The sequence below is a fragment of the Massilia sp. H6 genome, from assembly GCF_024802625.1.
In the GTDB taxonomy this organism is placed as follows: Bacteria; Pseudomonadota; Gammaproteobacteria; order Burkholderiales; family Burkholderiaceae_D; genus Telluria.
In genome coordinates, this window is sequence record NZ_CP103371.1 from 1,867,922 (window position 1) to 1,892,076 (window position 24,155).

A 24,155-nucleotide genomic window follows, 5' to 3' on the forward strand; every position below is an offset into this window, starting at 1 on the left:
AGCCAGCTATTTGACCGGCAGCGCCAGCCGCTCCGGCAGCACCAGCGGTGTGCGTAGCAGCCCGCTGATGTCGTCGGCGCTGGATGGGTGGCCCAGAAAATAACCTTGGACCATGTCGCACCCATACTGTTCGAGCATCAGCAGCTGCTCCCCGGTCTCGACACCCTCGGCCACCACCACCATCTTGAGCCCATGCGCCATCGCGATGATGGCACGCGTGATGGCGGCGTTCTCGGAGTCCTGCGGCAGGCCATTGATGAAGCTGCGGTCGATCTTCAGGGCCCGCACGTCGAAGCGCTTGAGGTAGTTCATCGACGAATAGCCGGTGCCGAAATCGTCGATCGACAGGTAGACGCCGATGCTGCGCAGCCGTTCCAGCGTGGCCAGGGTGGCGCGCGCATCGTCCATCAGCGTGCCTTCGGTCAGCTCCAGTTCCAGCAGGCGCGGTTCCAGTCCGGCCTCGAGCAGGGCCGAGTGCACCATCTGCGACAAATTCTCGTCCTTGAACTGGCGGGCCGAGAGATTCACCGCCATGCGCAGCGTGCGTAGCCCGTGGTGCTGCCAGGTGCGCGCCTGGCGGCAGGCGGTACGCAGCACCCATTCGCCGATCGGGACGATCAGGCCGGTCTCTTCGGCCAGCGGAATGAATTCGGTCGGCGGCACCAGCCCGCGTTCGGGATGGCGCCAGCGCACCAGTGCCTCGACTCCGACGATTTCCGAGGTGCGCACGTCGCGCTGCGGCTGGTAGACCAGGTACAGTTCGTCGTTCTGCAACGCCTTGCGCAGGCCGACTTCGAGCTTCACATGGCTCATGATCTGCATCGTCAGCGAAGAACTGTACAGCTTCGCATTATTCTTTCCGCAGTTCTTGGCGTGGTACATCGCGGTGTCGGCAAATTTCAGGAGCGAGCCGCAATCGTCGCCGTCTTCGGGGAACAGCGAGATACCGATGCTGGCGGTGACGAAAATCTCGTTGCTATCGATAAGGAAGGGCCTGCGCATGGCTTCCTTGACCCGGTGCGCCACGTTCAGCGCATGTTCGACCCGCTCCAGGTCGGGAATCAGGATAGTGAATTCGTCGCCACCCAGACGCGCCAGGTTGGCCGTGTTATCCGGGGCTTGGCTGGGCGGTGCGTTGGCGGCGCTGCTGCTTGCGCCGTCGCCGCGCGAAACCAGGTCGCTCGGACGGGTGGTCTCGCGCAGGCGATCGGACACCATCTTGAGCAGCGCGTCGCCAACGTCGTGGCCCAGCGTATCGTTGATGCGCTTGAAGGCGTCGAGGTCCATGAACAGCACCGCGAACTTGCGGTTGCCGACCTTGGAGCGCTGCAATTCACGCTCGAGCGTTTCCAAAAAGGCCTGGCGGTTCGGGATGCCGGTCAGGCTGTCGCAGTATGCGAGGCGCCGGATCTGCTCTTCGGCGCGCTTGCGTTCGCTGATGTCGCGTACCAGGCCGAGCACCTGCGAGGCGCTGGTGGCCACCAGCCTTGCCTCGAAGTGCTGGGTTTCGCCGCAGTGTTCCAGTGCATATTCGACCGAGCGCACCTGGCGGGTGGTGAGCACGGCGCGCATCTGTTCGAGCATGCGCGCGGCGATCTCGGTCGGCAGCACGTCGCCGATATGCTTGCCGACGCAGGCCTGGGGCTGCGAGCGCGCGGCCCTGCGGCCGCGGCCCGGCTTGTCCTGGCCCGGTTCGTAGTCGAGGTAGAAGCCGTCGCCATCGAGCCGGAAGAAAGTATCGGGAATTGCCGCCAGCACCGCGCGGTTCTGGGCGTCGGCGATGCGCAGGCGCGCGATCGCGTCGCTCGCGCGCAGCACGTACAGCACGCGGTGCCCAAGGATTGGCCAGTTGATCGGCTTGGAGATGAAATCGGTGGCGCCCATCTCGTAGGCGCGCGTCACCGCTTCCAGGTCGTCGCCGCCGGTGACCATCACGATTGGCACGCAGGCGCCATCGGCGGCCGCATTGCCCACCCCGGCCGCCTCGTTGCGGCGAATGGCCTCGCAGGCGGCGAAGCCGTCCATGCGCGGCATCTCGACGTCCATCAGGATCAGGTCGGGCGCGCGCTGCGCCGCCAGTTCGACCGCCGCCGCGCCATCGGCGGCCTCGATCGCATCGAGTCCGACCTGGGCCAGCATCTCGAGCATCAGCAAGCGCATCACCGGGTCGTCGTCCGCGACCAGCACCGTTCCACGCTTCATGGGAGAGGAGGTTCGCATCTCAGGTTTCCTTTTCAAGCATGGCGTGAAGCGAATGGCGTACCGACTGGAATTCGTGCTCCATGTCGGCCAGGATGCGGTCGGCGCCGATCACGGTATCGGCGCGCCCGAGCTGTTCGAGTTCTTTGCACAGCATCGCCAGGCGCGCCGCGCCAATGTTGGCGCTTGACGATTTCAGGCCGTGGGCAACGCGGCGCACGCTGCCGGCATCCATGCCCGTGACCGCGTGGCGCAGCCGCGCCAGGTGGCTCGGGGTGTCGCCGACATAGGCCGCAATCACCTTCTGCACCAGCGCGTCGCCGCCATCGCGGCTCAGGGCGCGGATGTTCTCGAGCGCCGCGCAATTGACCGCTTCGCGCTGGATCACCGCAACTGTCTCTGGCGGCAGCCGTGGCGCGACGTCCTTGTGGTGGGTGCTGGCCGCCAGCGGCACCGCGAGCCAGCGTCCGATGACGGCGGCTAGTTGCTGCTGGGTGAAGGGCTTGGACAGGTAGTCGTCCATGCCGGCGGCGAGGCAGGCCTCGCGGTCGCCCTGCAGGGCGTTGGCAGTGATCGCGATCACCGGCAACGTTCGCGCCCGGCCGGCTTCGCGTTCGTGGCGCCGGATCGCTGCGGTGGCGGCAAAGCCGTCCATGACCGGCATCTGGCAATCCATCAGCACCGCATCCCAGCTGCCGTCTTGCACGGCCCGCAACGCTTCCTGGCCGTTACGGGCGCAGTGCGCCTCCATGCCCAGGCTTTCCAGCATCGCTTTCGCCACTTCGACATTCACCGGGTTGTCCTCGGCCAGCAGCACGCGCCGTGCGCGTGCGCGCTGGAGCGGCGGCGCCGCCGCGCCGGCCTTGCCCGGGGCGTGGCAGGCAGCGGCCACGGCGCTGGCCCGCTCGGGTTGTGCGGCCGGCGCTGGTGCATTTGCCAGGGGCGGGGCCGCCGGCGCGTGCAGGCGTGCCGCGCAGGCGGCGAGGCAGGCATACAGGTCGGCGCCGCGCGCCGGCTTGACCAGCTGGTAAGCCACGCCGGCGGCGCGCCGCTGCACCGGGTCGGCCGCCAGCCGTTCGGGGCTGACCAGCACCAGGTGGGTGACGCGCGCCGCCGCATCGGCCTTGACCGAGGCCGCCAGTGCGAGGCCGCTGGTATGCGTCAGTTCCATGTCGAGCACCGCGGCGTCGTAGGGCCGGCCGGCCTTGGCCGCGCCGACCAGCAGCTCGTAGGCCGCCGCCGCGCTGGCCGCGCCTTCGGCCGTTGCGCGCCAGGCCTGCAGCTGCTGGACTACCTCGATGCGGCTGCTCGGATCTTCGTCGACGATCAGCACGCGCATGCTCTCCAGCGTATGCTGGCAATGGCCTGGGGCGTCGGGATCGACGCGGCGCTTGTCGAAGCTTAGCGAGAACCAGAAGATCGAGCCGCGCGTCGGCGCATTGTCGACGCCGATGGCGCCTTTCATGAGCTCTACCAGCTGCTTGGAAATGGCCAGGCCCAGGCCGGTACCGCCATAGCGCCGGGTGGTCGAGTCGTCGGCCTGCGAGAAAGCTTCGAACAGGCGCGCGCGCGCTTCGCGCGAGATGCCGATGCCGGTATCGTGCACTTCAAAGCGCAGCATGACCGACTGCGCATCTTCGCTGGCCACGCGCACCCGCGCCAGGATGCGGCCCTGGTCGGTGAACTTGATGGCATTGCCCAGCAGGTTGGCCATGATCTGGCGCAGCCGGTTCGGGTCGCCGCAGATCGCCACCGGAATATCGTTGGCGATGTCGAAGTCGAAGCCGATTCCCTTGGTGGCCGCCTGCGGGGTATAGACGTTATGGATGTCGTCCAGCAGGTCCCACAGGTTGAAGTTGATGTACTCGATGGTCAGCTTGCCCGCTTCGATCTTTGAAAAGTCGAGAATGTCGTTGATGATCACCAGCAGGTGCTCGCCCGAGCGCTTGACCAGTGTGGTGTAGTTGCGCTGGGTCTCGCTGAGGCCGGTCGCCAGCAGCATTTCGGTCATCCCCAGCACTCCGTTCATCGGGGTGCGGATCTCGTGGCTCATGGTGGCCAGAAAAGCGCTCTTGGCACGGCTGGCGGCTTCGGCGGCGTTCTTGGCTTTTTCCAGCTGCTCGGTGCGCACGCCGACCTGGCGTTCCAGCTCGTCACGGTGGTGCAGCAGCGCCGCGCCGCGGTCTTCGATCTGGGCCATCATGGTATTGAAGCTGTCGATCAGCTGCCCCAGCTCGTCGGTGCGCTGGTGGGCGATGCGCAGGCTGTAGTTCTGGCTGGTGGAGACCTTCTGCGCGGCCTGGATCAGCTTTGTCACCGGCTCGGCGATGGCGCGCTTGAAGCGGCCCGCCATCGCGATCGACACCAGCAGCGAGGCCAGCATGGCCAGGCCCATCACCGCCAGTCCTGCCAGGAGATCGATCCAGGCGGCGACCAGGTCGGTCTCGATCATGATCACGCCAACCTGCAGTTCGCCGTCGAGCACCGGCTGGTACAGGCGCATGGTGCGCGACACCGGGCGCTGGCGCTGGCTCTGGGTGGCGGCGGCCAGCGCGGCGTCGTCGATGCCAGATAGCGCCTCCGGCTCGGAGGCACCGTTCGCCGGGTGCCAGGCGAAGGGCTGGCCGTGCCGGTCGTACAGGACGGCCGACGAGATATCGCGCTTGGCCCCGAGCGCGGCGAGGGCCGCCGCTGCGCGCTTGCGATCGCGCAGCACCAGGTCGTCGGCGCTGGTAGCTCCGATTACCTTGGCAAAGGTGGCCATCTGCATGGCCTCGTCCTTCCGATGCTTGGCCACCGAGGTGCCGGCAAACGCGACGAACACGCACAGCAGCGCGGTCGCGGTCGAGAGCAGCGAGATGATGGTCAGCTTCTGGTTCAGGCTGGAGCGCTCGAAGTTCGGCATACTGATCCCGCAGGCACGGCGGAGCGGTCCTGCTTCGGACGAAACAGAACCTCCTTTGCGGAATGCAAATTCCCGCAAGAAAAAAATATACGGACAAGGGAGGAGGGGGGCGTTGAGGGAGGTCAAGGCGCAGGGATGCGGGGGAGTCCAGGCCTTGAAGACCTCAACAGCAAGTCGCCCGACTGCCCCCATACCTGGCCTCTTGCCGCTCGCGGAAGAACTCGTGGTAGCTCATCGGCGTCTGGTCTGGATGGGTATGTTCCATATGGGCCAGGTAGGTGTCGTATTCGGGCAGCCCGACCATCAGGCGCATGCTTTGTCCGAGATATTTGCCGGCCTGCACGCCGGCGTCGAGCAAGTCGCTGAACATCACGGCACCTGCGGCTTGGACATGGCGACGTAGGGGGTTTCCTTGGCGGTCGGGCCCAGGGTCGAGCGCGAAGCCAGCACGGTACGGATGCCGTAGAACAGTACCGCCAGCACCACGAACATGAACAAGCCTGCCAGCGTCGCGTTGACATAGTCGTTGAAAATAACGCGTTCCATCTGGCCGAGCGAGGTGGCCGGTGCCAGCAAGGTGCCGGCGTCGTGCGCCTCGCGGAACCGGTCGGCGTGCGCCAGGAAGCCGACCTTCGGGTTGTCGTCAAAGATCTTGAGCCAGCCAGCGCTCAGGGTGCAGGCAAGCAGCCACAAGGTCGGCACGACCGTGACCCAGGCATATTTCTCTCGCTTCATTTTGTAGAGCACGCAGGTGCCCAGCATCAGCGCGATACCGGCCAGCATCTGGTTGGCGATGCCGAACAGCGGCCACAAGGTGTTGATGCCACCGAGCGGATCGATCACGCCCTGATACAAGAAATAACCCCAGGCCGCAACGCACAGGCCGGTGGCCAGCAAGTTGGCCGGCAATGATTCGGTGCGCTTGAGCGAAGGGGAAAACGCACCCAGCAGGTCTTGCAGCATGAAGCGGCCGGCGCGGGTGCCGGCATCCACGGCGGTCAGGATGAACAGCGCCTCGAACAGGATCGCGAAGTGATACCAGAAGGCCATCATGGCCTGGCCGCCAATTACGTTCGACAGGATGTGGGCCATGCCCACGGCCAGGGTCGGTGCGCCGCCGGCGCGCGAGATGATGGTGTGCTCGCCGACGTCCCGGGCCATCTGCTCCAGCGTAGCGGGGGTGATCACGAAGCCCATCTGCGACACGGCCGCGGCGGCCGACTGCGCCGTGCTGCCCAGCACGGCGGCCGGACTGTTCATGGCGAAGTAGATGCCCGGGTCGATGGTCGCTGCGGCCACCAGTGCCATGATGGCGACGAACGATTCCATCAGCATGCCACCATAGCCGATCAGCCGGGCATGGATTTCGTTCTCGATCATCTTGGGCGTCGTGCCCGAGGAGATCAGCGCGTGGAAGCCCGACACGGCGCCGCAGGCAATGGTGATGAACAGGAAGGGGAACATGCTGCCCGACCAGACCGGGCCGGAGCCGTCGATGAACTTGGTAATGGCCGGCATGCGCAGGTCCGGGGCGACGATCAGGATGCCGATCGCCAGCGCCATGATGGTGCCGATCTTCAGGAAGGTGGACAGGTAGTCGCGCGGCGCCAGCAGCAGCCACACCGGGATCACCGAGGCCACGAAGCCGTAACCGATCAGCATCCAGGTCAGTTCGGTGCCGGTAAAGGTGAACATCGGACCCAGGGTGGGCGAGTCGTGCACCCACTGGCCGCCGACGATGGCCAGCATCAGCAGCACGAAGCCGATGATCGAAATTTCACCGATGCGTCCGACCCGTACGAAGCGGGAATACAGGCCCATGAACAGCGCGATCGGGATGGTCGCCATGACGGTGAAGGTGCCCCAGGGCGAGCCGGTGAGCGCCTTTACCACGATCAGCGCCAGCACCGCCAGGATGATTACCATGATCATGAAGGCGCCAAGCAGCGCAATCAGGCCCGGGACCTCGCCCATCTCTGACTTGATCAGGTCGCCGAGCGAACGGCCGTCGCGGCGCGTGGACATGAACAGCACGATGAAGTCCTGGACGGCGCCGGCGAACACGACGCCAGCCAGGATCCACATCATACTCGGCAGATAGCCCATCTGCGCCGCCAGCACGGGGCCGACCAGGGGGCCAGCCCCGGCAATGGCGGCGAAATGGTGGCCGAACAGCACATACTTGTTGGTCGGAACATAATCGAGGCCATCGTTGTACTTGTAGGCCGGGGTCTGGCGCGTAGCATCCAGCCCGAGCGCCCGGTAGGCAATGAAACGGCTGTAGAAACGGTAGGCAATCAGGTACACGCAGACGGCGGCGGCAACGATCCAGATCGCGTTGATGGTCTCACCGCGCTTGACCGCGATGTAACCGAGCGAAAAGGCGCCGGCAACCGCCAGCGCAAGCCAGCCGAGCATGCTCGAGATTCGTTTCATGGTGCGCCTCCGGCGATCGATGGTTAGCCGCTTGGCACCGGCATCGCGGTGCATCTGCTTGCCATGCGGCCCAGCGATTTTTTGACAGCGTCGCGCGACGCTTGGTGCCGGAGTAACACCATGTACGCATCAATACGCGAACGCTGCGTCGTGGTATCCACGCTGTCAGCGGCGTTACCGACGTACAGAAGGTGCTCGCCAGCCAGGGCGAACGAGGGATCGGGAGCCGAGGCAAACGCTCTTCGTGCTGGCGGCGGGCCCATAAAATTGATGAATTCGAACAAATATCTGGCGGCAACACCCAAAAGTGTGTCCGCATGGAAACAAAAGGTGTTGCTTTCCGATAAACGGTGCAATAAGATTGACTGAATATTACAGAGAGTCGCAACGATGTCCGAGCTGGACCCCCACCCATTTCCGCTGGTAGCAGTCGATCCGGTCGCCAATGGGCAGAACGAATGGGTCGCCCTGTGCCTGCGCATACAAGACAGCGAACCCGGTTTGTCCCATTGCCTGCCGCAGTCGCTCCAGGCCGTATTTGGCACCCCCGACATGCTCGCTGCGATCGCACCGCTCGACGCTCTCCTGATGCTCGACGATCCGTCGCCATTGACCCCCCCGGTGCTGGCAATGTTGCCGCCCGGCCGCATCGGCTTTGTCGTGGCGGCCAGCGCGCTGGGCGAGGACGGCGTGCGGCGCCGCCTGGCCGAGCTGCACGAAACCGGTTACCGTATCTGGCTCGACGGGGCGATGTCGCCTGACGTGATCCTGCCGACCGCACTGCGCAGCAGTGCCCGCGACTGCGGCCTGGACGCGCCGGCGGCCGGCCGCCTGGTGGCGCTGTTCGGACCGCACCTGGCGCGCCGCGTCGACAGTGCGCGACGCTTGAGCGACTGTGCAGCCGCCGGCTTCGACTGGTTCAGCGGCGACTATCCGTACGATCCGGCGCTGGCCGGCAACGACACGCAAGATGGCAGCTCGCGCCGCCGCATCCTGGCACTGCTTGGCCTGCTTTCGCGCGACGCCGATTCGCGCGAGCTCGAACTGCAGCTCAAGCAAGACCCGACCCTGTCGTTCCACCTGCTCAAGCTGGTCAATTCGGCCGCGTTCGCCGTCAATACCCAGATCACCAGTTTTAACCAGGCCATTACGCTGCTCGGGCGCCGCCAGTTGCAGCGCTGGCTGCAACTGCTGCTCTACGCACGCCAGCAGCCGGACGGCTTGCCGAACCTGCTGCTGCCGCTGGCCGCGCGCCGTGGCGCGCAGCTCGAAGCACTGAGCAGAATCGATGGCGGCCAACGCGACGATGGCGACCTGGCCTTCATGACCGGCGTCTTCTCGCTGCTCGACCGGCTGCTGCACATGCCGATGGACGAGATCGTCGCCGACCTGAACTTGCCGCCGCATGTCGCCGGCGCGCTGCTCGCGCGCAGCGGCAAGCTCGGCGCCTGGCTGCGCATGACCGAATCCCATCCCTCGGGGGGCGATCTGGCCGCGGCCGGCATCGCCCCCGCCGACTGGTGGAGCAGCCAGCTCAATGCCTATCAATGGGCGATCCAGGTGGGCCGCAATGTCTGAGCTGCACGCGCTCGCTCCGGTCGACGAACCGGTCGCCGAACCAGTGGCTGAACCGGTCGACTTTGTCGGCGCGTCGAACGCCGTTTGCGATGCGGTGCTGCGCCTGCGCGGTCCTGTGCTGCACGAGGCGCTGGGGCGCATTGCGTCGGCCATGCTGGCGAGCCCCCATGGACGCTTTTTGCCGGACGCCGGCGCGGCCGAACCAGACAGCGCCATCCCGGCGCTGCGCCAGGTGGTCGCTGGCGTGTCGGAGCAGTTCGGCGTCTACGAAGTGGCCGGGCGCCCCGGTTATTCGGCCCGCGACGCCCAGCTGCTGGCCGGACTGGCCCAGCTGACCGCGTCGCTGATGCAGGTGCATGCGCTGGCCCAGCGCTCTACCCACGCCTATGCACAGATGGAGGCGCAGCTGGCGCACCAGTCGCAGATCCTCGACCAGATTCACGAGTCGGTGCTGACGATGGACCAGATGGGCTATATCACCAGCTGGAACCAGGGCGCCGAAACCCTGTTCGGCTATACCGCGCTGGAAGCGGTCGGCCGCAATATCCTGTTCTTGTACGCCGACGAAGACGAAGGCTTTCAGGATGTGTTCGCCGAGCAGGGCGGGCGCATGATGGAAGTAAAGCGCCGCAAGAAGTCGGGCGAGGTATTCTGGGCCAGCCTGTCGCTGTCGCTGCTGCGCGACCTGGCCGAGCGCCCGATCGGCCTGATTGCCTATCTCACCGACATTACCGAACGCAAGCAGGCCGAAGAACAGTTGCATCACCTGGCCTATTACGACGAACTGACCGGCCTGCCGAACCGCACCCTGTTCGCACGCCTGGTCGACCAGGCCCTGATGGTCGCCCAGCGCAACGAAGCCGCCGGCTGCGTGCTGTTCGTCGACCTGAACCGCTTCAAGCGCATCAACGACACCCTGGGCCGCCGCATCGGCGACGAGCTGCTGCGCGAAGTGGCCCAGCGCCTGCGCGGCACGCTGCGCGACGAGGACGTGGTGGCGCGCCTGTCCGGCGACGAATTCGCGGTCGGCCTGTTCGACATCCGCCAGCACTTCGAGGCCACCACGGTGGCGCAAAAACTGCAAGCTTCGCTCGACGCACCCTTCATGATCGGCGGCCACGACCTGCGCGTGGGCGCCAGCATCGGCATCAGCGTCTATCCGCAGGACGGCAGCGATGCCGAGGCCCTGCTTGGCCTGGCCGACATCGCGATGGAACGCGCCAAGCAGGCCGCCGACAATCCGGACCGCAGCGTAGCCTTCTACAGCCAGGACATGAACCAGGGCATGCAGGAGCGCATGCGCATCGAGTCCGACCTGCGCCATGGGTTGGGTAACGGTGAACTGATCCTGTACTACCAGCCGAAGTTCGAGATCGGCAGCGGGCGCATCGTCGGCGCCGAAGCGCTGGTGCGCTGGCTGCACCCGGTGCGCGGCCTGGTGCCCCCGGGCGAATTCATTCCGCTGGCCGAATCCACGGGCCTGATCGTGCAGGTGGGCGAGTGGGTGCTGGAGCAGGCCTGCGCCCAGGCCGCGATCTGGCAACGCGCCGGCGTGCCGCCGCTGCGTCTGGCCGTGAACGTATCGGCGCGCGAATTCACCCCCACGCTACCGGCCCGCGTGGCCGACACGCTGATGCGCTACCAGCTCGACGCTTCCTGGCTCGAGCTCGAGATCACCGAAAGCACGCTGATGCACGACTTCGAGCGCGTGACCACCATCATGGACCGCATCACGGAGCTGGGCGTGTCGCTGTCGCTGGACGATTTCGGCACCGGTTACTCGAGCCTGTCGTACCTGAAGCGCTTCCCGATCCACACCCTGAAGATCGACCGCTCGTTCACCACCGGCATTCCGTCGGACCCGAGCGACTGCGCCATTGCCGGTACCATCATCAGCATGGCGCGCCAGCTGAATCTGCGGGTGATCGCGGAAGGGGTCGAGACGCTGGCGCAACTGGACTTTCTGCGCGCGGCCGGCTGCGACGAGGTGCAGGGCTATTTGTACAGCAAGCCGGTACCGGCGTTTGATTTCGAGCGCAGCCTGCGCGAGAACTGGTTGCTGGTGGTCTAAGGCCTGGAGACGCGCCCGCGGATTTGTCCTGCTTCGTGATGGTTTATGTATAATGCCGGTTCTGCAAGGAAGCGTGGCCGAGTGGTTGAAGGCAGCAGTCTTGAAAACTGCCGACGGGGGAACCCGTTCGTGAGTTCGAATCTCACCGCTTCCGCCAGGAAACAAAATAACCGCCCACGAGGCGGTTTTTTGTTTCCTGGCGGAAGCGAGCAGGGCGCCTGCGCGCCCTGCGTGTGAGATTCGAAGGGCTGGGCGTACCCGCCCAGCCCTCTCCGAATCGCCCATCTGCTGCCCGCCACGCGGGCAGCATGCGCGCCAGGGGCGCGCTGCGTCCATACTAATCAGCCTTTACCGATTTTCCGCAACAAGGCGATCAGCAGGGCGCCTGCGCGCCCTACGTGTGAGATTCAAAGGGCTGGGCGATTTCTTCAAGCCCAACCCTCTCCGACTCTGCCTTCTCAGTAGTAATAACAGCAGGAGAGCATAATCAACTCGTCCTCCCTCACCTCATAGACAAGACGGTTGGTCTCGTCGATCCGCCTCGACCAGCAGCCACTGAGGCTGTGCTTCAAGGCTTCAGGCTTGCCAATCCCGGCGAACGGATCTCGTTTGGCATCCTTGATCAGATCGTTAATGCGTCTGAGCGTCTTTTTGTCTTGCGTTAGCCAATAGACGTAGCTTTCCCAAGCCTCATCCGTGAACGTCAAGTTGCGCATGTTGCGGGTCCCCAGCGTCGGAAACGTCGATTAACTCGCGGTGCTTGGCCTGACCCGAGCGAGCCTGCGCGATGGATTTCGCCAAATGCGCCGCGTTTGCCGGCGAACTCAACAGGTGGACAGTCTCCATCAGGCCGCTGTAGTAATCGAAGGACATGACCACCGCATCTGGTGCATCGCGGCGCGAGATAACGGTGACGTCGGCATCCGCGACTACCTGGTCGATGACGGTCCGAAGGCTGTTGCGAGCATCAGAAAAGTTGATGATTCTCATTCGTCACTCCGGTTTGAATTACAAATTCAGGTGCATGGGCGTGTTGCGACTCGAAAACTGCAACCTGTACGATAAATTGTACATGTGTAGTGTGGTGTTGTCTGGGTACGGCGCAAGCGAGCCTGCAATACATACATGATTCTTTCGAATCGTCGTTGAGCCAAGTTCAACAAGCGCGATATTTCCACCCCGAGAATACCTATCAGAAACGCTGGATTGTCAAAATTCAGTTGCCCTATCTACACTAGCTGAGCCTTCGGGAAGCTGGCCAGCGCTCAAGGACCGGGTGCACGCGACAGGACAAAGCGCGGCATTTCCATATGTTCTATTTTTCGGAGAATCAGATGACCAAGCAAGTTGCGAATCATCTTCGCATGGGGGTAATTGCCGCCGCTGCCAGTATCCTGTGCAGCACGGCCAGCGCCGCGCCCGCCGACACTACCCGTGTCATCGTGGCGTTCAAGCCGGGTGCGAAAATGGCGCTGAAGTCGGTCGCTGCGGGCGCGAACGCCACGGTGAAAAAGGAGATCTTCGGCACCGATGCCGTCGCGATGGAAGTGCCACGGTCGGCTTTAAAGGGTCTGGAGAACAACCCGAACGTCGATTACATCGAAGAAGACCACAAACGCTATGCGATTGCCCTGACCACGCCATCGACCGGCAATCCTTACGCCACCGGCCAGGCCGTACCCTACGGCATCAAGCAAGTCCAGGCCGACCTGCTCAGCGATATCAACACCGGCAACCGCAAGGTCTGCATTATCGATTCCGGCTACGACCGCGCGCACGAAGACTTGTCGGGCAATGTCCACACCGGCGACTACGATGCGGGCACCGGCAACTGGTACACCGATGAAAACAGCCATGGTACCCACGTGGCCGGTACCATCGCCGCCATCAATAACAGCGGCGTGGGCGTGGTGGGCGTCAATGCCAATCGCCGCCTTCAGTTGCACATCGTAAAAGTGTTCAGCGCCAGCGGCTGGGCCTATTCGTCCGACCTGGCCAGCGCGGCCAACAAGTGCCGGGCGGCGGGGGCCAACATCATCAGCATGTCGCTTGGCGGCTCGGGCTCGAGCACGACTGAATCGAATGCCTTTGCCACCCTGGCCAGCGCCAACATCTTGAGCATTGCCGCGGCTGGCAATGCGGGCAATTCGTCGCTGTCCTATCCGGCCAGCTACAGCAGCGTGGTGTCGGTAGGCGCCGTCGACGAGTACAAGCAACGGGCCAGCTTCTCGCAGTACAACAGCCAGGTCGAACTGGTCGGGCCTGGCGTCAGCGTCTATTCGACCATTCCGGTGAGCAAGGGTAAGTACGGTTACAAGAGCGGCACTTCGATGGCGACCCCGCACGTGGCGGCCGTCGCGGCTCTGGTCTGGAGCTATTACCCGTCCTGTAGCGCCGCGCAGATCCGCAGCACGCTCGGCAAGAGCGCGCAAGACCTCGGCAGCGCCGGCCGCGATACCAGGTATGGTTACGGCCTGGTCCAGGCAAAAGCTGCGCGCGACCGGATCGCCTCGCTCGGCTGCGGTAATTAACCGCCGTTTGGGCGGCAGGAAAGGGCGCTTCGGCGTCCTTTTCTTGTTGCATCCTGCTATGCTGGGTTCGTCATTCTCTGCGACTGCCCCCGCACATGATCATTTCGTCCGCCACCGATTTTCGCGAAGCCGCGCGCCGCAGGCTTCCGCCATTCCTGTTTCACTACCTGGACGGCGGGGCGGGCGCCGAGCAGACGCTGCGCGCCAATGTCGACGACCTCCAGCAAGTCAAGCTGCGCCAGAAGGTATTGCGCGGATCCTCGCAACTGGACCTCACCACCTGCTGGTTCGGCCGGCATAGCGCGCTCCCGATCGCGCTCGCGCCGATCGGCCTGACCGGTATGTTCGCCCGCCGCGGCGAGGTGCAGGCCGTGCGCGCCGCCTGCAACAAGGGGATTCCCTTCATCCAGTCCACCGTCTCGGTCTGCTCCTTGGGCGAGGTCGCTGCCCAGGCATCGGCGCCGATCTGGTTCCAGCTATATGTCTTGAAAGACCGCGCGTTCATGCGCGACGTGATGCGGCGCGCCTGGGAACTCGGCGCCACCACCCTGGTGTTTACGGTCGACATGCCGGTGCCCGGCAACCGCTACCGCGACGCCCATAGCGGCATGAGCGGTCCGAACGGCCCGCTGCGGCGCATGGGGCAGGCGATGCGGCACCCGCGCTGGGCCTGGGATGTCGGCCTGCACGGGCGTCCCCACGATCTCGGCAATATCTCGGCCTACCGCGGCCATGCCACCGGCCTCGAAGACTACATCGGGTGGCTGGGTGCGAACTTCGACCCCGACATCGGCTGGCAAGACCTGCAATGGATCCGCGACGAGTGGCAGGGCACGCTCATCCTCAAGGGCATCCTCGACGCCGACGATGCCAACGCGGCGCTCGGATTTGGCGCCGACGGCATCGTGGTGTCCAACCACGGCGGCCGCCAGCTCGACGGCGCCTTGTCGAGCGCGCAGGCACTGCCTTCGATTGCCGATGCGGTCAAGGGCAAGATGACGATCTTCGCCGACGGCGGCGTTCGCACCGGCACCGACGTATTTCGCATGCTCGCGCTGGGCGCCGACGGGGTGCTGCTGGGACGGGCCTTCGTGTACGCGCTGGCGGCGCAGGGGCAGGCCGGGGTGGAGCGCCTGCTGGACATCCTCGAAAAGGACTTGCGTACCAACATGGTGCTCACCGGCGTGAAGTCGGTAGCGCAGATCGGACCGCATCTGCTGGCCTGACCGCCTTCATGCCACGAGAACCTGTCCCGCTTTTCTTGATGACTCATCACGTAAGCAATCCGTAAGGAAACAAGCACATTCTTCAGACGGATGTGTGGCGTCGTCTCGAGGAGCGTTATTTCTCGAAGCCAAAATTTATGCGCGGTTTGATTCAGTCGATGTAATTAAAACTAGACAGGAGACATAGCATGAAGAAGGGTGACAAGGAGTCGAATCAATCTCTACCTAATCGTCGCAAGTTCCTCGGAAGCGCGGCCGCCGGTACTGCCGGCGCCACGCTGGCTTTCCCCATGATTGCCAGTGCGCAAACGCCCAAGCAGATGCGCTTCCAGAGTACCTGGCCGAGCAAGGACATCTTCCACGAATACGCGCTTGATTTCGCCAAGAAGGTCAATGACATGACCGGCGGCGAACTCAAGATCGACGTACTGCCGGCCGGCGCCGTGGTGCCGGCCTTCGGCTTGCTCGATGCGGTCTCCAAGGGCACGCTCGACGGCGGCCATGGCGTGATGGGCTACAACTACGGCAAGCAGGCCGCGATCGCACTCTGGACCTCGGGCCCGGCCTATGGCATGGACGCCAACATGGTGCTGGCATGGCACAAGTACGGGGGCGGCAAGGAGTTGCTGGCCGAACTGTATAACGGCATCGGCGCGAATGTCGTTTCCTTCCTCACCGGACCGATGCCCACCCAGCCGCTGGGCTGGTTCAAGAAGCCGATCAGCAAGAAAGAAGACCTGAAGGGCATGAAGTTCCGCACCAACGGACTGGCGATCGACCTGTTCACAGCCATGGGCGCTGCGGTCAATGCGCTGCCGGGCGGCGAGATCGTGCCGGCCATGGATCGCGGCCTGCTCGATGGCGCCGAGTTCAACAACGCCAGCTCCGACCGGCTGCTCGGTTTCCCCGACGTATCCAAGATCTGCATGCTGCAAAGCTTCCACCAGAGCTCAGAGACCTTCGAGATCACCTTCAACAAGTCCAAGTACAACGCGCTGCCCGCCAAGCTCAAGGCGATCATCGAGAACGCGGTCGAGGCGGCGTCGTCCGACATGTCGTGGAAGGCGGTCGACCGCTATTCCAAGGACTACCGCGACATGCAGGCCAAGGATGGCGTCAAGTTCTACAAGACACCTGACTCGCTGCTGCAGGCGCAGCTGGCGCTCTGGGACGAGGTGGTCGCCAAGAAGGGCGCCGGCAATCCGCTGTTCAAGAAGGTCGAGGCGTCGATGCGCAGCTTCGCCGAGCGTGCGATGAAGTGGGACATGGACACCAACAATCCGCGCCGCATGGCCTACAACCACTACTTCGGTCGCAAGGCGCCGCCCAAGAAGGCATAAGCCTCGTCTTGAGCTTCATGCGCGCCACCCCCGTTCGAAAACGAGGGTGGCGCTTTTTTGGCGACCGGGAGCAGCTACATGCAGAACGTTTTGTTTTTCGTCGACCGGCTCAGCAGCCTGGTGGGCCAGGCTTTCTCCTGGCTGATCGTGGCGCTGACCTTCCTCATCAGTTGGGAAGTGTTTGCGCGCTATGCCCTGAATTCGCCCAACCCCTGGGCCTTCGACCTGATGATCATGATGTACGGCGCCGCCTTCATGATGGCCGGCGCCTATACCCTGGCCAAGAACGGCCACGTGCGCGGCGATGTGCTGTACAGCTTCTTCCCGCCGCGCCTCCAGGCCGGGCTCGACCTGCTGCTGTACTTCGTGTTCTTTATTCCCGGCGTGGTGGCATTGTGCTGGGCCGGCTACACCTACGCTGCCGAATCGTTCGCCATCCGCGAGCATTCCACGCTCACCGCCAACGGCCCGCCGCTCTATCCGTTCAAGATGGTCATTCCGTTCGCCGGCATCCTGCTGCTGCTGCAGGGCTGCGTGGAAATCGTGCGCTGCGTGATCTGCCTGCGCAATGGCGCATGGCCGGCGCGCGAAGCCGACGTCGAAGAAGTCGACGTCGACAAACTCAAGGCCATGGTGCACGCGGACGGAGGACCGGCAAAATGAGAAAAGAAATCTGGTTTGGCCTGTCGATCCTGCTGGCCATCGTCGTCAGCCTGTTCGTGCTGATGCCGGCCCCCGCCGACATGAGCAACGGCCACCTGGGCCTGTTGATGCTGGCGCTGGTGGTGGTGGCCATCATGCTCGGCTTCCCGACCGCCTTTACCCTGATGGGCATGGGCATGATGTTCGCCTGGTTCGCCTTTTATAGCAGCGACCCCGACCAGGCGGTGCAACTCACGCTCGACCTGATGGTGCAGCGCGCCTATTCGGTGATGGCCAACGACGTGCTGATCTCGATCCCGCTGTTCATCTTCATGGGCTACCTAGTCGAACGCGCCAACCTGATCGAGCGACTGTTCAAGAGCCTGCACCTCGCCATGGCGCGCATTCCGGGTTCGCTGGCGGTGGCCACCATCGTCACCTGCGCCATTTTTGCCACGGCTACCGGCATCGTGGGCGCGGTCGTTACGCTGATGGGGCTGCTCGCGCTGCCGGCCATGCTCAAGGCTGGCTACAGCACCCAGCTCTCGGCCGGTTGTATTACCGCAGGTGGCTGCCTGGGCATCCTGATTCCGCCCTCGGTGCTACTGATCGTGTATGGAGCGACGGCCGGCGTCTCGGTGGTGCAATTGTATGCGGGGGCCTTCTTCCCCGGAATCATGCTCGCCAGCCTGTATGTGGGCTATGTGCTGCTGATCGCCAAGCTCAAACCGTCCTGGGCGCCGCCGCTGCCGGCTGCCGAACGCGTCGTCGCGCTGCCGGCCTTCACCAAGGCGATTCCGGGAGCCTACAACAAGGGTGCGGTACCCGGCCTGGTGCGCGCGATCAAGGGCCCACTGGCCACGCAGGTCTCAAACCGTACCCTGTTGTCGAACCTGTTCGTGGCCTTGCTGCCGGCCCTGGCCTTTGCTGCCGTCATGGGAGTGAGCTACCGCATCGTCACCGCGCCCGATGCCGCGCCGACCGAGCTGGTCGAGATGGGCATGCAGCAGAATGTCGACAGCTACGCCAGCAGCAACGGCGGTGGCCTGGAAGAGCCGCCCGCCGAGGACACGCTGGCCGAGCCGCCGGTGGAGGGCGGCGCGCCAGCGCCTGCGCCGGCCGCGCCGGCCAACCCTGCCAGCCCCGAGACCATCCAGGCTGATTCTGCGACCCCCGGGCAGGTGCAACTTGCCAAGCCCGCTTCCGATACGTTCTGGACCGTATTCGCGGTTGGCGCGGCCGCCATGCTGCTCTTTTACGTGTTCTTCAGCTTTGCGCGGCTGGAAATTTTCAAGATGTTGCTCGGCTCACTGTTTCCACTGGCCTTCATGATCCTGGCGGTGCTCGGCAGCATCGTGTTTGGGCTGGCCACGCCGACCGAGGCAGCGGCGATGGGTGCGTTCGGGGGACTGATCCTGGCGATCGCCTACCGCCGGTTCAACTTCAACCTGCTGCGCGACTCGGCCCACCTGGCCACCAAGACCACGGCGATGGTGTGCTGGCTGTTCGTCGGCTCGAGTATCTTTTCGGCCGCATTCGCGCTGCTGGGCGGGCAGGAAATCATCAACGCCTGGGTGCTGGGAATGGACTTGACCCCGGTGCAGTTCATGATCCTGGCGCAGGTGGTGATTTTCCTGCTCGGCTGGCCGCTCGAATGGACCGAGATCATCGTCATCTTCATGCCAATCTTCGTGCCGCTGTTGGCGCACTTCAATATCGATCCGCTGTTCTTCGGCTTGCTGGTGGCCATGAACCTGCAGACCGCTTTCCTGTCGCCGCCGGTGGCAATGTCGGCCTTTTACCTGAAGGGAGTGGCGCCGCCGCACGTTACCCTGAACCAGATCTTCATGGGGATGCTGCCCTTCATGGGCATCCAGGTGCTGGGCATCGTGCTGCTGTATTCCTTCCCAGCAATCGGGCTGTGGCTGCCAAACGTATTGTATAAATAAGTCAATCAACCACCCGTAGGCGGCCATCTAACTGGCCTCCTGCGGGGTCCAGCTATGCCCAAGCCATGAATCCCCGCGACCTTGGCGTTGCTCGTTATTCGAATCATGAATGACTGACATATGGATTCGTCGTCTTACATTGCGCTGCAACATCGGTAATAATACGCAGCGTTACCCGGTAGTACCATCCACGTTCCCGTATGTTGTCGTCAACAGCGCCTGGTGTGGCACTGCGACGACCAGTTTTCGTTCCGAACCCCGAGGAAAATGACCCAAGATCTCCCGCCCGGCTTGCTGTCCCTCCCATGCGCCACGCATACCGTGCCTGCGCCTGTCTACGTGCGTGCAGGGGCATGGCAATGATGCAGGGAACGATGCCGTCCTCCGGCGTGCAGGCGAACGGCCCGGCCTCTGTCAAGCCGCATTCGATGCTGGACGATCTGTACGGAATCTGCGTGGGCGTGCTGTTTGTCGTCATGGGAGTGCTGCTGTTGCAGGCAGCTGGCTTGATCACGGGCGGCGTGGCGGGTATCTCGCTGCTGCTGTCGTACACCACCAGCTATTCGGTCGGCATGTTGTTCATGCTCATTAATCTGCCGTTCTTCCTGTTCGGCTACCTGTTCATGGGGGCGCGCTTTACCATCAAGTCGCTGGCCGTCAGTGTGCTGGTCATGGCCATGCTCAAGCTCGTGCCATACGGGCTGGTCATCGGGCATGTAAAGCCGATGCTGGCGGCGCTCGGTGGCGGCACCTTTTGCGGCATGGGTATTCTGGCGCTGGCGCGCCATGGCGCCGGCGTCGGCGGCACCGGTATCGTCACACTCTGGCTGCAAAAGCAGTATGGCATCAATGCCGGCCGCACCCAGGTACTGATTGACGCCGTGATCCTGCTGGCGGCGCTGCTGCTGGTCTCGCCGCAACTGGTGGGCTGGTCGTCGCTGAGCGCGATCGCCATGAGCAGCATGGTCATGGCCTGGCACCGTCCGGGTCGCTACTTCGGTAACTGAGCGCTACCGGCTCGATCGAGCCGGCAAGCGCGGTCTCATCCCGCTGTTTCCCCATCGTCATCGCCTCGGTTTCGCCCGGTAACGGGCGAGGCCCCACGGCTCGACCGCATCCCGTCTGCGGTTGCCTTCACATTCGCGCCTTGACGCGAATATCTTGTCGTTGCCCGTCTTGGCAGCTCTGCCATCCCAAGTAACTCCAACGCATCATGCCCAGCCACGGCGCGTCCCGGGTCCCCTGCACGGTTGATTAGTCCTTGTGTCCGATCGCTCTACGGTGTAGAACAAGTCATGGACGTAATCGTCGGGCACGCTCGCCAGGCAGCCCCGATTTTGGTCAGGCTGCAGATTTGTGTGCGGTATGAGACGGAACGGTTCGCCAAAGAAGCGGATAACTCTGTTTCAGAGAGGGAAGAACGCCATGAAGATGACTATCCTTGCATGTGCCGTGCTCGCATCAAGCGCGGTTTGTGCTTCGGCCCACGCTGGAGCGATTGACGCCGGCGGCGCGACCGTGCCCGAGCCGGGCAGGGCCGGTGCTGCGAAGCTTCCAAGCGACGCGCCGGCGATCTTCATGCTCGAAACCGTGGATGAAGCCGCGGCGCGCCAGCAAGCCGAAGCGGCCGCGCTGACGGTCGGGCGCCAGTACAACCTCGACTTCCAGGCCTTGAACGACGTCGGCGACCCTTTCCATGGCGGCATGGCCGGCAACGCCATCGGTGCCGCTGGCGCTACGCTGCAGGCCGACGACAGCGTCAGCTATCAGGGCCGGCACAACAATTTCATGGCGGGTTCGTCGTGGGGCAAGGGCGACATCGACGGTTCGCCGTCCGGGCGCGCCTGGGGCATGACGGTCGGTGTCAGCGCCGGCCTGTTCACATTGCGCGCCGCGCACCAGAACCGCAACGTGGCCAAGATCACCCGCTATAACCAGACTGGGATCACCATGGCGGCCAAGAACTCGATCATCGCCGCCAACCTGCGGCTCGGCTGGGGCACGGCGTACGCTGCCTACAGCGCCAATCGCGGCTGGGGCAGTTCGCCACTGTTCAATCCGGATAATCCTTATGGCGCTGGGGTCATCTCGACGACCCAGTCGACCAATAGCCGCGACGTGCTGGGCGGGGTGGCGGTGCCGCTCGGGCGTGCCACCACGCTGCTGGCGTCCTTTATCCGCAAGAACGACCGCGAAGTGGCCAACCGCGATGCGCGCCAGATCGCCATCGGCGCCACCTATGCGGTGTCGCGGCGGATGGATTTCTACGCCGCCTATTCGCATATCCGGCAAACCAACGGTTTTCCGAACACTGGCATGCGCCCGGGCGGCAGCGGCGCGATCAACGTCGGGATGCGGCGCGGTTTCTAGCGCGTGCCGGGCGTGCGCGGCGACGCGCTGTTGCAAAAAACGGTAGCCTGTCTTCATGGCATTTCAGCCCGGCTAATCAACGTTTTGGAGGCAACATGACAGGCATCAGCACACTTGATCCGGATAACTTCCCGGAAGGTCCGGACCGCAGTCTCGGCAAGGGCCATGGTATTGACGCCCTCGGCCCGAGCGATATCTCGGACACCGGCAGCGACGTCGTAGGCGGCCCTGGCTTTGCCGATGCGCTCGACCCCGACCAGATTCTCGACTTCGACGGCGGCACCACCTCCGACCTCGAAGCGAGCCACGCCGACGGCACCGCCGGTCCGGACGTTGGCGACGCCAATTTTTCGAGCGACAGCGACATGGGCGGCACCGGCGAACGCGCCACGGCTGGCCGCGATACGGTGTCCAGGGACGGTGCCGATATCGATACCGACCGCATCATTTCGATCCCCGATCTGCCGCTGACCGAAGACGACACCGACTTTCTCTCGAGCCAGCCTCCGGGCCAGACCAAGGGCGGCAAATAGGGTGTGATCGTCGACCAGCACGGCTATCAAAGAAGGCAATCGCAGCATTGGCATGGTTCAATGCTGCTCAAGCTGCCGGCCTGCGCGGCGGACATCGGTGAACCCAAGGCCGGCTTACTTTCCGGGTGCGTAGATCTGATCGAACAAGCCGCCATCGGCGAAGTGCAGCTTCTGTGCCTGCCGCCAACCGCCGAGTTCGGTGATTGGGAATAGCTTTATATTCGGGAACTGCGACGCAGGTTTCTGTGCCTGCCCATGCATCACGGGGCGGTAGTAGTTTCTGGCGATGATATGCTGGCCCTGGTCGCTGTACAGAAAGTCAAGATAGGCCTGCGCCAGCTGGCGAGTTCCGCGCTTGTCGACCGTTTTGTCGACGAGGGCGACTGGGGGCTCGGCCAGGATGCTCAGCGAAGGCGCGACGATGTGAAACTTGTCCGCTCCCAGCGCGCGCAGGGCGAGCAGGGCTTCATTCTCCCAGGCCAGCAAAACGTCGCCGATGCCGCGTTCGACGAAGGTAGTGGTGGCGCCGCGCGCGCCCGAATCGAGCACCGGAACATTCTTGTACAGCTTGCCAAGGAACTCCCGGGCACTCGCTGGCGAGCCAGCTGGCTGGCGCAGGGCGTAGCCATATGCCGCCAGATGGTTCCAGCGCGCGCCGCCAGAGGTTTTCGGGTTGGGCGTAATGACAGATACACCTGGCTTGACCAGGTCGCCCCAGTCACGGATATTTTTCGGGTTGCCCTTGCGGACCAGGAAAACAACGGTCGAGGTGTAAGGCGCGCTGCGGTGCGCCAGACGCCCCTGCCAGTTCGGCGCGATTAGCCCCTTTTCGCTGATGGCATCGATGTCGTAGGCAAGCGCTAACGTGACCACATCGGCCGGCAGGCCGTCGATGACTGCGCGCGCCTGCTTGCCGGAGCCGCCGTGCGACTGTTTAATCGTGACGCTGTCGCCGGTCTTGGCTTTCCAGTGGCGGGCAAATGCGGCATCGATGTCCTGATACAGTTCACGGGTCGGATCGTAGGACACGTTCAGCAGCGTGAGGTCTGCCGCAAACGCCGGCGCAGCTGCCAGGGGTGGAACCAGCAGCGCAGCTGCGGCTAGTACGGTCAAAAAATTTCTTCGAAACATATCGTTCTTTCAAGGGGCGAAGTCGAAGCCTTAGGCTACGACACGGGCTCCCCCTGAAGGAACGAATTAATTCGCCTAACGATATGTGTTTTTTTGCATAACGACAGCTTGCCGCGTGTCGGGCTCAGTGCGCCTTCGACAGGATCAGCAGCCAACGGCGGAATAAAAGGATTTCAACGTGGCCCGCTTCGACGCCGGTATCGCATTCGATGACCGGGTTGACCGCATAATAGCGCTTGCGGAAATCACGGGTGACGAGGAGTTCACGCTGGCCAATGCGCAGCATAAAAGGGACAGGGGCATATTCCAGGCCGAAGGAGCTGTTCAGGGTGGTCATGATGTGTTTTCCTTTTATTAAATTCGTTGGAGTAACTAAAGGATAGCACAACCACTGTATAAATCTACAGTTACTGTTCGGATGTACAGTGAAAATTTAATTCTGTAGTTTTTTCGCCAACTGCCCCCACCTTCATCTTCATGCCCAAGAAAACGCGTTCCCGGTTGCAACGTTTCACCGCCGAGCGCTTGTCTCCCGAGAGCGAATACGGACTGCACCTGACGCTGGGCGTGGCCATGCTCGTCATCGCCACCGCCGTGTTCGCCCACCTGGCCGGTGCCATGGTCGCCGGCGCCCCGATCACCCGACTCGACCTGGAACTGGCCCACTGGCTGCACGCGCATGCACGCGTCAACGGCGGTCTGCGTCAGTTCCTGATGGCCGTAACGCACCTCCATAGCACCCCAGGAATACTGGGGCTGGCGGCGCTGGCCGCTGGCTGCCTGTACCGGCGTGGCCAGCGTTACTGGTTGGTCGCACTGGCCAGCGCGGTCCCGGGCGGTCTGATATTGAACGTGCTTCTAAAGCATACGTTCGAGCGCGCCCGCCCGCATTTCGACGAACCCTTGCTGCAGCTGAGCACCTACAGTTTCCCGAGCGGACACACGATGGCCGCCACGGTGCTGTATGGTTTCATTGCCTGCTATGCCGCGCGCCATGCACGGTCGTGGCCGGGCAGGGTGCTGCCCCTGGTGCTGGCGCTGGCGATGGTGGCGACGGTCGCCTTCTCAAGGATGTATCTTGGAGTACATTATTTATCCGATGTGCTGGCGGCGGCCGTGGAAGGCTGCGGCTGGCTGGCTATCTGCATCGCCGGGGCCACCACGCTGGACCGCCGCGCGCGGGCGCGCGCACGGCGCGCAGGCGCTGCGGTCGCACCACAAGATAAGTGAATCCGATCACCATG

The 24,155-nt window shown here is 63.7% G+C and carries 19 protein-coding genes and 1 tRNA gene; 12 read left to right on the forward strand and 8 right to left on the reverse strand.

Annotation, left to right across the window (positions count from 1 at the left end; all coding sequences use genetic code 11):
* Positions 1-6 precede the first annotated feature (6 nt).
* The 4 genes from NRS07_RS08305 to NRS07_RS08320 form a co-directional block, all read right to left on the reverse strand.
* Positions 7-2,220, reverse strand: coding sequence for a bifunctional diguanylate cyclase/phosphodiesterase (locus NRS07_RS08305; RefSeq protein ID WP_259212446.1), 2,214 nt, complete (start codon positions 2,218-2,220; stop codon positions 7-9).
* A gap of 1 nt (position 2,221) precedes the next feature.
* Positions 2,222-5,104: a response regulator gene (locus NRS07_RS08310; RefSeq protein WP_259212448.1), complete on the reverse strand. Its 2,883-nt coding sequence runs from the start codon at positions 5,102-5,104 to the stop codon at positions 2,222-2,224.
* Positions 5,105-5,267: 163 nt separating this feature from the next.
* A complete protein-coding gene (locus NRS07_RS08315) occupies positions 5,268-5,474 on the reverse strand; it encodes a YbdD/YjiX family protein (RefSeq protein ID WP_259212450.1) in 207 nt (68 codons plus the stop codon).
* Positions 5,474-7,540 (reverse strand): carbon starvation CstA family protein, encoded by a 2,067-nt coding sequence (locus tag NRS07_RS08320; protein ID WP_259212453.1) that lies wholly within the window; start codon positions 7,538-7,540, stop codon positions 5,474-5,476. Before NRS07_RS08320 ends, NRS07_RS08315 begins: the two co-directional genes overlap by 1 nt.
* Positions 7,541-7,930: 390 nt before the next feature.
* Here NRS07_RS08320 and NRS07_RS08325 point away from each other — a divergent pair, with 390 nt between their 5' ends.
* From NRS07_RS08325 to NRS07_RS08335, 3 genes are all read left to right on the forward strand, one after another.
* Positions 7,931-9,118, forward strand: coding sequence for an EAL and HDOD domain-containing protein (locus NRS07_RS08325; protein WP_259212455.1), 1,188 nt, complete (start codon positions 7,931-7,933; stop codon positions 9,116-9,118).
* Positions 9,111-11,189, forward strand: a complete 2,079-nt coding sequence (locus tag NRS07_RS08330) for a bifunctional diguanylate cyclase/phosphodiesterase (protein ID WP_259212458.1) — start codon at positions 9,111-9,113, stop codon at positions 11,187-11,189. The genes NRS07_RS08325 and NRS07_RS08330 overlap by 8 nt, the downstream gene beginning before the upstream one ends.
* Before the next feature lie 67 nt (positions 11,190-11,256).
* Positions 11,257-11,346 (forward strand) — tRNA-Ser (locus tag NRS07_RS08335).
* 301 nt (positions 11,347-11,647) lie between these two features.
* On the opposite strand, the gene NRS07_RS08340 is transcribed toward NRS07_RS08335, so the two are convergent.
* Both NRS07_RS08340 and NRS07_RS08345 read right to left on the reverse strand, forming a co-directional pair.
* Positions 11,648-11,905 carry a Txe/YoeB family addiction module toxin gene (locus NRS07_RS08340; protein ID WP_259212459.1) on the reverse strand — a complete coding sequence of 86 codons (258 nt, stop codon included), beginning with the start codon at positions 11,903-11,905 and terminating at the stop codon, positions 11,648-11,650.
* Positions 11,880-12,179: a type II toxin-antitoxin system Phd/YefM family antitoxin gene (locus tag NRS07_RS08345; protein ID WP_259212460.1), complete on the reverse strand. Its 300-nt coding sequence runs from the start codon at positions 12,177-12,179 to the stop codon at positions 11,880-11,882. The genes NRS07_RS08340 and NRS07_RS08345 overlap by 26 nt, the downstream gene beginning before the upstream one ends.
* 344 nt (positions 12,180-12,523) lie before the next feature.
* On the opposite strand from NRS07_RS08345, the gene NRS07_RS08350 reads away from it, so the two are divergent.
* The 8 genes from NRS07_RS08350 to NRS07_RS08385 all read left to right on the forward strand — a co-directional run bounded on the left by NRS07_RS08350 (position 12,524) and on the right by NRS07_RS08385 (position 21,780).
* Positions 12,524-13,720 (forward strand): S8 family peptidase, encoded by a 1,197-nt coding sequence (locus NRS07_RS08350; protein ID WP_259212461.1) that lies wholly within the window; start codon positions 12,524-12,526, stop codon positions 13,718-13,720.
* 95 nt (positions 13,721-13,815) lie between these two features.
* Positions 13,816-14,946 carry an FMN-dependent L-lactate dehydrogenase LldD gene (gene lldD / locus NRS07_RS08355; RefSeq protein ID WP_259212463.1) on the forward strand — a complete coding sequence of 377 codons (1,131 nt, stop codon included), beginning with the start codon at positions 13,816-13,818 and terminating at the stop codon, positions 14,944-14,946.
* A gap of 188 nt (positions 14,947-15,134) precedes the next feature.
* Positions 15,135-16,286 (forward strand): TRAP transporter substrate-binding protein, encoded by a 1,152-nt coding sequence (locus NRS07_RS08360; protein ID WP_259212464.1) that lies wholly within the window; start codon positions 15,135-15,137, stop codon positions 16,284-16,286.
* Between the two features lie 78 nt (positions 16,287-16,364).
* Positions 16,365-16,949, forward strand: coding sequence for a TRAP transporter small permease subunit (locus tag NRS07_RS08365; protein WP_259212465.1), 585 nt, complete (start codon positions 16,365-16,367; stop codon positions 16,947-16,949).
* Positions 16,946-18,877 (forward strand): TRAP transporter large permease subunit, encoded by a 1,932-nt coding sequence (locus tag NRS07_RS08370; RefSeq protein WP_259212466.1) that lies wholly within the window; start codon positions 16,946-16,948, stop codon positions 18,875-18,877. Before NRS07_RS08365 ends, NRS07_RS08370 begins: the two co-directional genes overlap by 4 nt.
* Before the next feature lie 359 nt (positions 18,878-19,236).
* The gene (locus NRS07_RS08375) at positions 19,237-19,884 is read left to right on the forward strand and encodes a YitT family protein (RefSeq protein WP_259212469.1); all 648 of its coding nucleotides are present in this window, start codon (positions 19,237-19,239) and stop codon (positions 19,882-19,884) included.
* A gap of 418 nt (positions 19,885-20,302) precedes the next feature.
* Positions 20,303-21,247, forward strand: coding sequence for a porin (locus NRS07_RS08380; protein WP_259212471.1), 945 nt, complete (start codon positions 20,303-20,305; stop codon positions 21,245-21,247).
* 95 nt (positions 21,248-21,342) lie between these two features.
* Positions 21,343-21,780 (forward strand): hypothetical protein, encoded by a 438-nt coding sequence (locus tag NRS07_RS08385; protein ID WP_259212472.1) that lies wholly within the window; start codon positions 21,343-21,345, stop codon positions 21,778-21,780.
* A 114-nt stretch (positions 21,781-21,894) separates the two neighbouring features.
* Here NRS07_RS08385 and NRS07_RS08390 read toward each other — a convergent pair whose 3' ends face one another.
* Together NRS07_RS08390 and NRS07_RS08395 are read right to left on the reverse strand one after the other, a co-directional pair.
* Positions 21,895-22,911 (reverse strand): sulfate ABC transporter substrate-binding protein, encoded by a 1,017-nt coding sequence (locus NRS07_RS08390; protein WP_259212473.1) that lies wholly within the window; start codon positions 22,909-22,911, stop codon positions 21,895-21,897.
* Between the two features lie 124 nt (positions 22,912-23,035).
* Positions 23,036-23,248, reverse strand: coding sequence for a hypothetical protein (locus NRS07_RS08395; protein ID WP_259212474.1), 213 nt, complete (start codon positions 23,246-23,248; stop codon positions 23,036-23,038).
* A 164-nt stretch (positions 23,249-23,412) separates the two neighbouring features.
* Between NRS07_RS08395 and NRS07_RS08400 the strand changes: the two genes are divergently transcribed.
* On the forward strand, positions 23,413-24,141 hold the full coding sequence (locus NRS07_RS08400; RefSeq protein WP_259212475.1) for a phosphatase PAP2 family protein: 729 nt from the start codon (positions 23,413-23,415) through the stop codon (positions 24,139-24,141).
* Positions 24,142-24,155 lie beyond the last annotated feature (14 nt).